Source organism: Devosia sp. WQ 349K1 (assembly GCF_016595685.1).
Classification (GTDB): domain Bacteria; phylum Pseudomonadota; class Alphaproteobacteria; order Rhizobiales; family Devosiaceae; genus Devosia.
Genome location: NZ_JAENGO010000007.1, coordinates 1 through 13,184 on the forward strand (window position 1 = coordinate 1; position 13,184 = coordinate 13,184).

At 58.5% G+C, this 13,184-nt stretch carries 10 protein-coding genes and 1 riboswitch; of the genes, 2 read left to right on the plus strand and 8 right to left on the minus strand.

The features are described from left to right. The 3 genes from JHL21_RS14020 to JHL21_RS14030 all read right to left on the minus strand — a co-directional run. The coding region (locus tag JHL21_RS14020) for a DUF5801 repeats-in-toxin domain-containing protein (protein ID WP_254082070.1) at positions 1-2,773 on the minus strand (2,773 nt) is incomplete at its 3' end. 382 nt (positions 2,774-3,155) lie between these two features. Continuing rightward, on the minus strand, positions 3,156-5,069 hold the full coding sequence (locus JHL21_RS14025; protein ID WP_200214143.1) for a TonB-dependent siderophore receptor: 1,914 nt from the start codon (positions 5,067-5,069) through the stop codon (positions 3,156-3,158). Positions 5,070-5,105: 36 nt separating this feature from the next. Beyond that, positions 5,106-5,295, minus strand: a riboswitch (cobalamin riboswitch). Positions 5,296-5,432: 137 nt separating this feature from the next. After that, the gene (locus tag JHL21_RS14030; RefSeq protein WP_169196044.1) at positions 5,433-5,648 is read right to left on the minus strand and encodes a cold-shock protein; all 216 of its coding nucleotides are present in this window, start codon (positions 5,646-5,648) and stop codon (positions 5,433-5,435) included. Positions 5,649-6,060: 412 nt separating this feature from the next. Between JHL21_RS14030 and JHL21_RS14035 the strand changes: the two genes are divergently transcribed. Next, complete coding sequence (locus JHL21_RS14035) at positions 6,061-7,287, plus strand: Zn-dependent hydrolase (RefSeq protein WP_200214144.1); 1,227 nt, start codon at positions 6,061-6,063, stop codon at positions 7,285-7,287. A gap of 60 nt (positions 7,288-7,347) precedes the next feature. Here the strand turns inward: JHL21_RS14035 and JHL21_RS14040 are convergent, their stop codons facing one another. Next, positions 7,348-7,740: a RidA family protein gene (locus JHL21_RS14040; protein WP_200214145.1), complete on the minus strand. Its 393-nt coding sequence runs from the start codon at positions 7,738-7,740 to the stop codon at positions 7,348-7,350. Positions 7,741-7,875: 135 nt separating this feature from the next. Here JHL21_RS14040 and JHL21_RS14045 point away from each other — a divergent pair, with 135 nt between their 5' ends. Then, positions 7,876-8,472 (plus strand): TetR/AcrR family transcriptional regulator, encoded by a 597-nt coding sequence (locus JHL21_RS14045; protein ID WP_200214146.1) that lies wholly within the window; start codon positions 7,876-7,878, stop codon positions 8,470-8,472. A 71-nt stretch (positions 8,473-8,543) separates the two neighbouring features. On the opposite strand, the gene JHL21_RS14050 is transcribed toward JHL21_RS14045, so the two are convergent. Genes JHL21_RS14050 through JHL21_RS14065 form a run of 4 tightly spaced genes read right to left on the minus strand, consistent with a single transcriptional unit; the run spans position 8,544 to position 13,178 of the window. Continuing rightward, positions 8,544-9,455 carry a carbohydrate kinase family protein gene (locus JHL21_RS14050; RefSeq protein WP_200214147.1) on the minus strand — a complete coding sequence of 304 codons (912 nt, stop codon included), beginning with the start codon at positions 9,453-9,455 and terminating at the stop codon, positions 8,544-8,546. Positions 9,456-9,457: 2 nt separating this feature from the next. Next, the gene (locus JHL21_RS14055) at positions 9,458-10,459 is read right to left on the minus strand and encodes an ABC transporter permease (RefSeq protein WP_200214148.1); all 1,002 of its coding nucleotides are present in this window, start codon (positions 10,457-10,459) and stop codon (positions 9,458-9,460) included. Continuing rightward, on the minus strand, positions 10,456-11,574 hold the full coding sequence (locus JHL21_RS14060; RefSeq protein WP_200214149.1) for an ABC transporter permease: 1,119 nt from the start codon (positions 11,572-11,574) through the stop codon (positions 10,456-10,458). Before JHL21_RS14060 ends, JHL21_RS14055 begins: the two co-directional genes overlap by 4 nt. Beyond that, positions 11,571-13,178, minus strand: a complete 1,608-nt coding sequence (locus tag JHL21_RS14065; protein ID WP_200214151.1) for an ABC transporter ATP-binding protein — start codon at positions 13,176-13,178, stop codon at positions 11,571-11,573. The genes JHL21_RS14060 and JHL21_RS14065 overlap by 4 nt, the downstream gene beginning before the upstream one ends. Positions 13,179-13,184 lie beyond the last annotated feature (6 nt).

Here is a 13,184-nt window from a genome sequence, read left to right on the forward strand (position 1 = left end):
CGCCATTGGTGCCATGGGCGTAGAGGCCACTGGCGACATTGGAGCCGGTGAGGCTGAGGGCATAAGTGGTGGAGCCAGCGCCGTCAGCGCCATAGGAGATGGCACTGCTAAACAGATTGGTCAGATTAGCCGAAGCGTCGGTTGTGAGGGTGGTTTCATCGACGATGAGTTGGGTTGGTTTCCCGACCTTGTCGCCGTCGATCTTTGGACCATCGTCCTTAAAGGCAAAAGTGTCTTTGCTCAGGTCGAGGCTGTGGGACGCGGTGTCGCCATCGGCGTCGGTGACGGTGGCAACGAGCTTGAGGGCATTGGCCACAGCGTTGAGGGTCTGAGTATCATCTGGATTGGTCTTGTCGCCGTGCCAGATGGCCTTGATCTGGTCGAGCTTGAGTGTGCCATCGGCATTGAGCGTGATGGTGAAGTAGTCTTGCCCACCGGCCGAGCCGGTGATGACATTGCCCGTTTGATTGAGAACGATCTGCTCTCCTTGAGCGCCATTGGTGCCATGGGCGTAGAGGCCACTGGCGACATTGGAGCCGGTGAGGCTGAGGGCATAGGTGGTGGAGCCAGCGCCGTCAGCGCCATAGGAGATGGCACTGCTAAACAGATTGGTCAGATTGGCCGAGGCGTCGGTTGTGAGGGTGGTTTCATCGACGATGAGTTGAGTTGGTTTCCCGACCTTGTCGCCGTCGATCTTTGGACCGTCATCCTTAAAGGCAAAAGTGCCCTTGCTCAGATCGAGGCTGTGGGACGCGGTATCGCCATCGGCGTCGGTGACGGTGGCAACGAGCTTGAGGGCATTGGCCACTGCGTTGAGGGTCTGGGTGTCATCTGGATTGGTCTTGTCGCCGTGCCAGATGGCCTTGATCTGATCGAGCGTGAGTGTGCCATCGGCATTGAGCGTGATGGTGAAGTAGTCTTGCCCACCGGCCGAGCCGGTGATGACATTGCCCGTTTGATTGAGAACGATCTGGGTCCCCTGAGCGCCATTGGTGCCATGGGCGTAGAGGCCACTGGCGACATTGGAGCCGGTGAGGCTGAGGGCATAGCTGGTGGAGCCAGCGCCGTCAGCGCCATAGGAGATGGCACTGCTAAACAGATTGGTCAGATTGGCCGAGGCGTCGGTTGTGAGGGTGGTTTCATCGACGATGAGTTGGGTGGGTTTCCCGACCTTGTCGCCGTCGATCTTTGGACCATCATCCTTAAAGGCAAAAGTGCCCTTGCTCAGATCGAGGCTGTGGGAGGCTTTGTCGCCGTCTCGGTCTGTGGCCGTTGCGATGATGGTTATCGCCTCTGGCGCGGCAGACAGAGTCTGGGTGTCGTCGGGATTGGTTGTGTCAGCGTGCCAGAGGGCATTTTTTTGGACGAGGGTGACGGCACCCGTGTCCGGGTTGATCGTGATTTCGAAATAGGTGACGTCGCCCACCTTGCCGGAGATGATATTGCCGCTCTGGCTCAGGAGAATTTCGGCACCCTTGCCGTCATCCGCGCTAGAGTCGAGGGCATAGAGGCCGGAGCCGACGCTGGGGCCCGAGAGCTTTAGTGCGTAGTCCAGGGCAGCTTTGCCATCAGCGCCGAACTTTACGGCGTCTTCAAAGGCGCTGGCAAAGTTGGCTGTGTGCTCGGTGTTGAGATAGGTTTCGTCGGCAGCCAGCGGCTTGACCGCGAGTAGGCGCTCAGCGTCAAAACTTGGCATGTCGTCGGCAATTTCAAAGATCAGCGTGCTGCTGGCCTGATCGCCCGAACCATCGGTAACGCGGAAGGCAATATTGGCCAGGATGTCCAGATCTTCGCCCTGGGTGGCGTGCTGGATTGGGCCGAGCAATTGCGCTTCGAGCGTATAGGTGACCGCGCCGTTTTCGCCGCGCGTGGCTCCACTGAGCGAGATGGTGAGCAGGGGCTCGCCAGTCGATGAGCGTCCGACGATGGCGCCGCCTTCCACCGCGAAGGTCAGAGGCAGGCCATCAAGACCTTGCAGCTGGCCGTTGAGATTTGCAGAGCCAAGGAGTTCAAAGGAGCCCATCAGGTCGGTAGGGCCGTCGTTGCCATACTGGACAAGGATGTTGATCTGTTGCGAGGACGCTCCAGAGGATGCGGTTTCGCCAGCGCGGAGGGGGGAACTGTCGGCAGCGGCCTGCGGCAGACCATCTTCATCGAGCATGCCGACGCGGCCGCCGACACCATAGACAATGCTTTCAATGGTTGGCTTGTCATTGTCCGGCGCGATGCCGCGACGCAGCACGCTAGGATAAAGTTCACGCAGTTCCGGGAGGGTGAATGCCAGCGCGGTTGGCGGCAAGAGATCGCCGAGTGGGAACGCATCGCCAATGCCACCGACCGGAACCTCAAAATTACCGCCGGAGCTTTGCGCGGTTATGCGACCCGGGCCTGCAGCGATGTCGATGTCATTGGCTGCGAACAGCAGCGCAACGGTCTGCGATGGAATTTCGACGGTGCCCAAGATGATCCGGATGCCATCAACGGCACCGTTCTCCACGACCAAAATCGTGCCGTCGGGTTGAACAAACTCGAGGTTGGCGCCGTTTACGCGGACTTGGTCAAGATTAGCGTCTGCCGGGAGTCGAACCGTCTCAGCGTTGTCGAGTTCGAATACGACCTGTTTGCCCTCAGTAGCTGGACTGAAGTCCTCCGTAATTGGAGTGTCAGTTGCTGCTTCCGCGACCACTTTTACATCATTGAGGTCGAGGCGTGTCGCGCCGTTGCTCACGTGCTCAAGAGAAGGGGTGTGGTCGTTTGTAAAGCGCGTGGCCATAATAGTCTCCGGCAGAAAAATTGCGTCCTGCTGAAGTAACTACGTAAAAATACTGATGTGACAATTCCGTGATGAGCTTGCCTTTATACTCCCGTATGTACGGGGTGATCACGTTTTTCGATAAAGATTTAGAGGCGCATAACTCCGTATAATTCAGGATAAGTATCCTGGAAATTTTGGAAGTTGCTGGTGCCAATTTTCGCGATGATTATGGAGTTTTACGGATGTTACCCTGAAAGGCTAAAGATTCTAGTAACGTCGCAATCGCCAGAATAGCGATATTATACTGTTATTATTTCGCAGTGAGAGCCGTTTGCTGGTGCTTCACACGTTTCGAGATGATGCTCGGTAACACGCATCGCCTGTCACCGAGCTTGATTGATTAGAAGCTGGCCTTAGCGCCGACGTAGAAGGTGCGGCCCGGAGAGTTGAACCCGTAAACGGTTTGATTGGCCGTGTTGAGAATGTTCGTCACGCGGCCATAGACTTCGACGTTCTCATTGACCTTGTAGTTGAGGCCTGCGCTGAGGTCCGTGAAGGCGGGGATTGTGGCGAGTCCGCCGTTTGACCAATCGCTGTCTTTGGCTTCGCCGACAAAGCTTGCACTGGTGTGCAAAGTTAGGGGGATGTCTTCGAGCGTGTATCGCAGGTTGACGACGCCGACGTGGGCCGGACGACGAACTTCGATTTCACCATCAGCTGTTCGGGCGTGCGTATAGGTGTAGCTGGCGGAGGCGACAAAGCCATTGAGGAAATCGAGCGTGCCGGTCAGTTCCAGCCCTTGGCGCGTGCTGATACCGGGAAGATTTATGACGGTCGATGTCCCGGAGGAGCTGGCTGTTTTGATCAGATCTTCTAGTCTTTGATTGAAGTAGGTCGCATCGACAATCAGTTGGCCACCGAAGAGCGACTGCTCAACGCCAATGTCCCACGCAAAGCTCTGCTCTGGACGCAGATTTGGGTTCGGTGTGAACGTGCTGCTGCCGCCGTAGAACTGCTCGTAGAACGAGGGGTTAGAAGAGCCCGTGCCGAGGGAGGCGTGAAGATGCGTTCCAGCCTCGGGGATTTGCCAGGCAGAGCTAAGGCTGTAGCTGGTAAAATCCTCAAATCGATCATTGAGATCGTGGCGTACCGCAGCGGTGACATAGAATTGGTTTGCGAACCTCCCGCGATACTCCCCGGCGAAAGCATGGGTCGAGCGCGTGAACATGTCAGCGTCATAGGAAGACTTGTAGGTCTCTTGGGTCAGGTCGTAGCCGCCAGTGATGGTGTGTTCGGCGCTGAGAAGGTCCGGCGTATAGAAACGATGGCCGAGCTGATAGCTGCCCTTGTAACGGCGCGTTGTCGCGTCGGAGTCGCCCCATGCGCCGCCCTGAAACAGCTGGTCGACCTGATTTGCGCTGAAGCGCGCGGTTTGGAACCAGCTCGCGTCCTCATTCGTCCAGCGGCCGCCGAGCGAGCCGAGAAGCTCGCTCGTTCTGGTTGTGTCGCCACTGTCGTTCAATACGCCAAAGCTAGCCTCATTGTCGCCTTCGGCGAGGGTATTGGCGTAGCGCAGATTGCCGTCGAGGGTGACGGACGGAGAAATGTCAGCGCGGAATTTGAAATTGGCATCAAAATGCTGCGCACCGTCTTTTTCATCGCCGATGCTGGAGATGTTAAAGCCGTCGGTCTGGCGGCTGGTAACACTGCCGGACCACGTGAAATTGTCCTGACCATATTGCAGCAGAGCCGAGCCCATCTTGGTGCCGTCACTGCCAAATTCGGTGCCGAGCGTGGTGCGCACCCCGCTGCGAATGCCGGGTTTGGTGACGATATTGATGACGCCCGAAATGGCATTGCTGCCCCAGAATGCGCCCTGTGGGCCGCGCAGAACTTCAATGCGCTCGACCTCGGCGATTTGCAGGCGGCCAAAGTCGAAATCGCCATCGGATGCCGAATTGGCAATGACGCCGTCGATCATGACGAGGGTGTGGTTGGCTTCACCGCCGCGAATGCGGACTTGAGACAAGGAGCCAACCGAGCCGCTGCTCGATACGGCCAGACCGGGCACTTGGCGCAGCACATCGGCGATGTACGGAGCCTTGCTGATTTCGAGCTGCTTGGCGTCGATGACGGTGAGGGAGCGGCCCATCTGTTCGCGCTGCATGGGCGAGCGGTCGGCCTGAATAATGATGGTGCCGAGCACGGCATGCTGAGCAAGCGCGGGGGTGGCGCTGACAATGCAAGCGCTGGCGACAGTGGCCAGCAGTGCTCGTGACATTGGGGAGATTGGAAACTGACGAAGCGTCGCCATGGCAAGTCCTCTTGCCGATCCGCCCGATCAGCACCCAGTGGATATCAGTTCCATGGCAGGTCTCCTGGCTTGCGGGTCAACCGAGCGCTCGCCTTCCCAGCTTTCGCCAGTGGCATGAGTAGCGCACGTCGCCGCTTACAGTTGCGGGGGCAGCTCCGGACTAAGGTCACGCCTTTACCGGATTCCCTATTATCCCCTCGCGGGGACCGTGGACCGCCTATCAATGCGTTTCCAGGGGAGGGGTGTCAATGTGGGCGAGGAGGAAGTTGCTGCGGCGATCCGCGCGGGCCTTGCAAAGCACTCTGCAGGCATAAAAAAAAGGCCGCCAAAGGCGACCTTTCGTATTCTGATCGTAGCGTCGAATTACGACTGCAGCGACAGGTTGATTGCCGATTCACGACCGTCACGGCCGGTTTCGACTTCGTAGGTGACCTTGTCGTTTTCGTACAGGCCATCAACGCCCGAGCGCTGAACAGCAGAAATGTGTACGAAGTGGTCCTTGCCGCCGTTGTCTGGGGTGATGAAACCAAAACCCTTAGTGGCGTTGAAGAACTTGACGGTACCGGTGATGGAAGCCATTTTTATTTCCTTAAAGCTCGGAGCCGAAGCTAAACGAGCAATACTCCAAAGCGACATGCCTGGGAGCCTAACACGTTTGCAAGGTGCATCAGAAAGCCAAGGACCGGTAGAACCGGCAGAAAGGCAGCCGACTTAGGCTGAAAACGTATGAGCACTTTATGCCTGAATTTCATGGTGACAACAAGGCGAAACAGAAGAAATTCTCACTGGCGCTACTAACGCCCTGTATGAATTCGTTTTTTCCGAGGCTTAAAGCGCCTGTTCTCGGCCTAAAAGCGATCTTGCACCGCTGATGTGTCTTGCGAAATTTCCCCAGCGGAATAGCGCTTTCGATTGGTGAAATGGCCGGAAAAGCGGGACGCTGTGCTAGAGTTAGCGCTTATTGATCCCCGTTTTGAGTGACAAAGCCCAAATGAATTCTTCCCGTGTGGACACGCGAATCCTGATGTCGCGCCTAACCCGTTTGGGTGAGATTGGGCGCGATGAGCGTGGTGTTCTGGCGCGTTTGGCGTGCTCTGACGCGGATCGGCAAGGGCGCGATCTGCTTTTGACGTGGGCGCGCGAGTCGGGTTTTGAGACGCGTTGCGACGCGATCGGCAATATTTTCATTGTCTACAATCCGAGTGGATCGGACGAATCGCCGGTTTTGATCGGGTCGCATATCGATAGCGTGATCAACGCGGGGATGTACGACGGTTGCTACGGCGTTTTGGCCGGGCTGGGTGTGTTGGAGACGATCAAAGCCGAGGGGGTGGCGATCAATCGGCCGCTCGCACTGGTTGCTTTTACCAATGAAGAGGGTGTTCGGTTTACGCCCTCGCTGTTCGGTGCACGGGTTTATACCGGCGTTTTGTCGCTCGAGGCCGCCTATGCAACGGCGGATCGGGATGGCGTTACTGTTGGAGAAGAACTCCAGCGCATCGGTTATGTCGGCACGGATAGTTTCCCAACGCCTGCTGCCTATGTGGAACTGCACATAGAACAGGGGCCAGTGTTGGAGGCTGATAAGCGCGACATTGGCGTTGTTACCGGAGTGAACGGGGCCTTTTCGATCCGTGTAAGTTTTGATGGTGTTGCCAATCACGCCGGGACAACGCCGATGCGGTTGCGACGCGATGCGGGGCAGGGCGCAGCGCGGTTTATGCGCTTTGTTGATGAACTGGCGCGGTCGCATACGCCTGATTTGGTGGCGACGGTGGGGACATTCTCACTCGAGCCGGGCGCCATTAATGTCATTCCCTCGCGCGCGGTGCTGACTGTAGATTGCCGCAGCCCGAAGTCGGAGCTTTTGCGCATGGCGCGTGAGGCGATGGCGGCTGAGTTGGCGGCGATCTCTGAAGAGACTGGGCTGGGCACACACATGGCGGTGTTGGGAACCAGCGCGCCGGTTGATTTTGCACCAGATCTTATCGATTGCGTGGAAGAGACTGCCGTGGATCTAGGCTATTCCCATCTGCGACTGCCCTCGGGGGCGGGGCATGATGCGCAGATGATGGCGGCGGTTTGTCCCGCCACCATGATCTTTGTGCCGAGCCTTGGCGGCATCAGCCACAATCCCCTTGAGCATTCTTCTGAGGAAGAATTGGCGAAGGGGGCTGCGGTGTTGCTCGGGGTCGTTGAGGAATTGGTGACGCGTTAAGGCGTCGCCACCCCTTGGTACGGGCGTAGCATTGGGGCAGTGCCTCTAGGGCGCTCGGCTCTAAGACGGTATGCGGGCGATGACTTTGATTTCAAAGTCAAAACCAGAGAGCCAGTTCACGCCGACCGCTGTCCAGTTTGGATAGGGCGCCTCTGGGAAAAATTCCGCGCGGACGGCCATGATATCACCGACCTGATTTTCTGGGTCGGTGTGGAATGTCGTTACGTCGATGATGTCTTCCAGACCCGCTTCAGCTGCGGCGAGAACCGCCTGAAGATTCTGGTAAGCACGTCGAACTTGATCTGCAAATACAGGCTCTGGCGTGCCATCTTCGCGACCGCCAACTTGGCCGGAGACAAAGAGTAAATCGCCCGAGCGCGTGGCAGCGGAGTAGCGGTGCGCCTCATAAAGGGCGTGACGGTTCGCCGGGAAAACCGGTGTGCTTGTGGGCATAAGAATTCTCGCATGTGTTGATCGTCCGCTATGGGACGGCGCGCCTCGATGTGATATACGGCGCGTATGTGAATAGATACAGATACGCACCGTATGTCAACTGGCATACGCAGTGTATGTGAGTTGGTATTTGAAATGGCCCGCAAAACCCGCGCTGAAATGATGGTAGAGACACGCGCCAAGTTGCTGGCGGCGGGGCGCAAGGCCTTTGCCGACCAAGGCTATGCTGACGCGTCGATGGATACGCTGACGGCTGATGTGGGGCTAACGCGGGGCGCGCTCTATCATAATTTTGGCGACAAACGCGGGTTGTTGGCTGCAGTCGTCAATGCAGTCGACACAGAAATGGCGGCGCGTGCCCACGACACCGTTCGTGCGAGCAATCCTGCCAATCTTTGGGAGCAGTTGGTTGCCGAAGGCATCGCTTATATGGAGCTGGCCACGGACCCGGAAATTCGCCGGATTGTGCTGCTCGACGGGCCTGCGGTTTTGGGCGACCCGTCACAGTGGGAAAGTCAGAGCGCTTGCCTCGTTGGTACGCGTTCGATCTTGGTGACGTTAATGGAAGAAGGCGTGGTCAAACGGATGGATATTGAAGCGGCGGCGCGTTTGATGAACGGCGCAGCTCTCAATGCGGCGCTTTGGGTGGCGGCAAGTTCCGATCCCGATATGACCCTGCCGAAAGCGCGAGACGCCTTCCGGCATCTGATGAGTGGATTTTTAGCGCAGTGATATGTGCCGCCACCGAACCTGCGCCTGACTAAGGGGGAGGGATCGGCGCGGTGTTTGAGGAGCGCTGTAAACTAGGCCGAGAGCTTGGCTTGCACTTGCGCTATGTCCGGCAGGGCGGTGCGGGCCCCGACAGCAGAGACGCTGATCGCGGCGGCGGCACAGGCAAAGCGCAAGGTTTCAGCCAGAGATGCGCCGGCGAGATGAGCCGCGAGGAATGCGCCGTTGAAGCAATCGCCTGCGCCGGTGGCGTCAACCAAGCTGGTTGGGAAGCTGGACTGGGTGAGAGCTTGGTCACGGGATACCGAAATTGCGCCTTCGGCGGCGCGGGTGACGGTGATCAGCTGCGGGCCGAAATCGAGGAGCTTTACGACAGCGTCTGGAGTGAGGGGTTCGGCGGAGGTTGCCAGAAAACCGGGCTCATTCATGAAGACGATGTCGGACAGTGTTAGGAGCGCTTCGAGGCGTCCGCGATTGGGTGCAACAGCGGCTTCAATATCGATAGCGACAAGGCAGCCATTGGCGCGGGCGAGCCGGGAAATCGCGGTGAATTCCACGATGTCATAGGGCATCGCATAGACAACGCGGGCCTGCTGTACGGCTGTGGTGAGGCTGAGCTCATCAAAGGCAATGCCCGGCATGGGCGCGTAGACCAGCGCCTTTTCGCCGTCCGCATTGACGATGATCATTGCGGAGGCGGTTGGGTCGTCTGAGACCGTCATATAGTCGTTGGAGATGCCGAGTTTGGCATTCTCTGCGAGCAGCATAGTGCCGTCAGCATCGGCACCGACACGTCCGAACGCGGCAGTCTTGAGGCCGAGGCGGGTTGCGGCGCAAGCAACGTTTGCCGCTGTGCCGCCACCGAATACGCCGAGCTTGCGACCCAAGAGCTTCTCGTCGGCCAGAGGGACCCGGTCGGCGAGATAGATATGGTCGGCGTTTGGATCGCCGTAAGCGAGCAGATCGATGGCGCGCGGGCTTGCCATGCTTAAGCGGCCTTCAACTGCGTAGCGGCTTGCTTGATCTTCCGGCGGGCGACGCGCTCCTGACGAATGTTGAACCCAACGAGGGCAATCAGGGTCAGGGTTGGCGGGATCATGAAGATGATTTGCGAGGGAACGTCAAACGCGCCGAGGCGTGCAGCGAATACGGTCGATGCGCCGAAGACAAGCGCGGCAACGAGTGTGCCCCAAGGATTGCGAGCGCCGAGGAACACTGCCGCAAGGGCAAGGAAACCACGACCGCCGGTCATGTCTGCCTGGAACAGGTTGAGGTAACCCATCGAGAGGAAGACACCGCCGAGGGAAGCCAGAAGGCCGGAGAGCAAAAGAGCCGAATACTGGATTTTGCGAACCGAAATGCCCGAGGCGAGCGCAGCTTCGCGGTTTTCGCCGACAGCACGCAGGCGCAGCCCAAAGCGTGTGCGGTAGAGCAGGATGGCCAACAACGGCGCGGCGATCAGGGCGATGTAGACGATCATATTGTGGCCGTTGCCACCATCGCCGTTAAAGATCGGATCGAGCCACGGCACGCCTTCAAGGAAAGGCATGGAAATATTGGGCAGCATGAAGGTTGTGAGCTGCGCCGTCGAACCCTTGTCGCCCGTGAGGCTAAAGAGGAGGAAGACGGTCAGGCCAGCGGCCAGAATGTTGACGCCGATGCCTGCAACGATGATGTCGGCACCCAACTCAAGATGGAACACGGCCAATAGGCCGGACACGAGAACGCCAGCGCCAACGCCATACACGAGGCCAAAGAGGGCGTAGAACCAGATCGGCGAGCCGGGGAACCAGATGGCGGCATAACCCGAAGCGATTGCGCCAAAGAAGGCAGCAATCAGCATGATGCCTTCAAGCGCCACATTGGTGGAGCCTGCAAGGTCGGAAATCAGGCCGCCCATGGCAGCCAGAATGATCGGGGCGGCTGCGCGCAGGACGGCGGCGAGCAAGGTGCCGAAGGTGACACCCCATGCGGCGAGTTCGAAAGTCATGCGCTGACCTCGGTGGTAGAAGACTTAGCCTTGCGCTGGAACAGCTTGGCGAAAAGGGCAGGGCCAAAGCGTTCAGCAACGACGAAGATGATGATGAAGGCTTGAATGATCATGACCATTTCACGGGTCACGTCAGTCGAGCGTTCCATGATCTGAGCGCCCACACGTAGATAGGCGTAGAGCAGCGCCACTAGCGGCACCGCCAAGGGATTATTGCGAGCCAGAAGCGCCACAACCATGCCCTCAAAACCAATGCCGGGGGCCAAATCCATCGGCAGGTTTTTAAGAAGGCCGTTGGCCGTGTGGAAACCCGCGAGACCTGCAAAAATGCCGCCGATGCCCATGGAGAGTGCAGTGGCCCAGCGCACCGGCACGCCAGCATATTTAGCAAAGCGCGGGTTTTCGCCGACCAAGTTGATCTCGAAGCCGGTTTTGGTCCGGCGCATGATCAGCCAGACGATGATCGCGGCCGCGATAGCGAGGAAAATAACCGGGGTGACATTGGTGCGGTTGATCAGGATCGGCATCAGGGCTTCTTCCGGGAACGGCCCGGTGGTGATGAAGCCTGCAGTCGGATCGCGCAGCAGATAGGTGATGCAGAAGCGGTAGAATTGGAGCGCGATGACATTGAGCATCAGCGTCGCGACGATTTCATTGGTGCCGAAGCGGGCCTTCAGGGCGCCGGGGATCAGGCCCCAAATAAAGCCCGAAGTCATGGCGGCGAGGCAAGCGGCCGGCAGCACAACCCAGGACGGGCCTTGCAGCGTCATACTGACAGCACCGGCAGCGAGAGCGCCGAAGAACAGCTGGCCGTCTGCGCCCATGGTGAACTGTTTGGCGCGGAAGGGGATCGCAACCGCTAGACCCAGCAGGGTCAGCGTAGTGGCGTCTTCGAGCAGTGAGCCGACGCGGGTGAGGCGCTTGATGGACAGCTCACCATCTTCAAACGAGATTTCTGGCCATGCGCCGGTGAGCAAGATTTTGAACGCTCCGACCGGGTCTTCGCTGGCGAAGGTGGTCATGATGAAACCGCAGAGCAAAGCTGCTGCGATAACGAAAACGAGGCGTCCGACGCGGGAGATCATGGAGCCTTTGGCAGAAGCTGGCGCGCTCATGAAGCTGTACTCTGAAGTTCGGTAGCAAAGGGGGCGCTGAGCTGGGCAGAGGCGTCTGGCTGACGCTTGAGGCCGGTCATGTAGAGCCCGATTTCGCGCTGATCGACGGTGTCGGCGCGGAAGTGTGCGGTAATCTCGCCTTTGAACAGGACCGCGATGCGATCCGAGAGAGCGAGTACTTCTTCAAGGTCGGCGGAGATCAGGAGCACTGCGCAACCACGGTCGCGCGCAGCAATGACTTCGTCGCGAAGGCCCTGGGCCGCGCCGATGTCGACGCCACGGGTGGGCTGGGCGGCGATGAAAAAGCGTGGCTGAGACGAGAGCTCGCGCGCCATAACCACTTTTTGCATATTGCCGCCAGACAGCGCAGCAACCGGGGTTTTGCCCGAGGATGTTTTGACGCCGAATTTCTTTATCAGCTCAACGCCGCGCTGCTTGATATAGCTCGTGTTCAGCCAGCCAAACTTGGAGGTTGGGGCGTGATAATAAGAGGTGGCGGCAAGGTTCTCGTCGATGGACAGCGTTGCAGCGACGCCATCGGTGAGGCGATCTTCAGGGACCGCCGCCATGCCCATTTCGCGCGCCTTACGCACGCCCAGGCCGACAAAGCTGTCGCCGCCGATTTCGGCAGTGCCGGAATGCGGATCGGCGAGACCGGAGAGGACGCGGGCCAAGAAATCCTGACCATTGCCTTCAACGCCAGCGATGCCGAGGATTTCGCCCGGCGCGACGTCTAGGGTGACGTTGGAGAGTTCGATGGTGCCTTGATTGTTGATGTGACCGAGATTGCGGACCACCACGAGTGGGGTCTTGTCGCGGGCATCAACGCGGGGGACGGGGGGGATCGAGAGGGGGCGACCAACCATCATTTCAGCGATAGTTTTATGATCGATATCGACGGTGTCGGCTGCGCCAGTCACCTTGCCATCGCGCAGGACGGTCAGGCGATTGGAGATCGCTTTCACTTCCGCAAGCTTATGGGTGATGATGACGACAGTCACGCCGGACGCCACGAGGCGCTGGATCGCGGCAAACAGCTCATCGCATTCTTGCGGGGTTAGCACTGCCGTGGGTTCATCCATGAGGATGATGCGCGCGCCGCGGTAGAGCGTCTTTAAAATTTCAACGCGCTGCTGGGTCCCGATAGAACAATCGGCAACTTTGGCAGCGGGGTTCACGTCGAGACCATAGGTCGACGCGAGATCGGCGACTGCCTTTTCAGCGGCAGCGCGGTCCAGCAGTCCATTGGACTGGCGCGGTTCTTGGCCCAGCACGATATTTTCTGCAATGGTCAGTGAAGGCACCAGATTAAGGTGCTGCGCCACCATGCCAACGCCAGCGGCAATTGCCTGGCTTGGGTGGGTGAAACGCGCGGGCTGGCCGTTGATCAGAATCTGACCGGAGGTTGGGGTTTCAAGGCCATAGATCATTTTCATGATCGTGGACTTGCCAGCGCCATTCTCGCCGCAGATCGCGTGGATTTCTCCAGCACGAATGGTCAGCGAGACATGTTCATTGGCGAGCGTGCCATTGGGATAGCGCTTGGTGACGTCGCGCAACTCAATAGCAGGGGCGCCCTCGGAAATCGAAGGGGCGATGTGCATCTAAAA